The sequence below is a fragment of the Variovorax sp. dw_954 genome (assembly GCF_018449755.1).
Taxonomy (GTDB): Bacteria; Pseudomonadota; Gammaproteobacteria; order Burkholderiales; family Burkholderiaceae_C; genus Variovorax.
Genome location: NZ_JAAVVD010000124.1, coordinates 1 through 349, shown reverse-complemented (window position 1 = coordinate 349; position 349 = coordinate 1). Strand labels below are relative to the sequence as shown.

At 63.6% G+C, this 349-nt stretch carries 1 protein-coding gene; it reads left to right on the top strand.

What is annotated here, in order from left to right; genetic code table 11:
* Nucleotides 1-118: 118 nt before the first annotated feature.
* A partial coding sequence (locus HB681_RS37810) for a 3-keto-5-aminohexanoate cleavage protein (RefSeq protein ID WP_213960004.1) occupies nucleotides 119-349 on the top strand: 231 nt, incomplete at its 3' end.

Genomic DNA, 349 nt, shown 5'->3' with positions numbered 1-349 from the left:
CATGGACTACGCGCCCTGCCATCGAAAGATGGACCGCGCCGCCATCGTGGGCGACACGCCCTTCTGAGGCCAACTCCGCCTGCCTTACCTCAAGACACTTCGAACACGGACACACACCATGAACTACCTCGACGGCTCCCTCTATCCCGAGAACCAGCAACCCCTGATCATCACGGCCGCGCCCTACGCGCCGTCGTGGGTGCCCTCCGACTTCCCCGAGGACATCCCTGTCACGATGGACCAGCAGATCCAGAAGGCGGTCGACTGCTACAACGCCGGCGCCACCGTGCTGCACCTGCACGTGCGTGAACTCGACGGCAAGGGCAGCAAGCGCCTGTCCAAGTTCAAC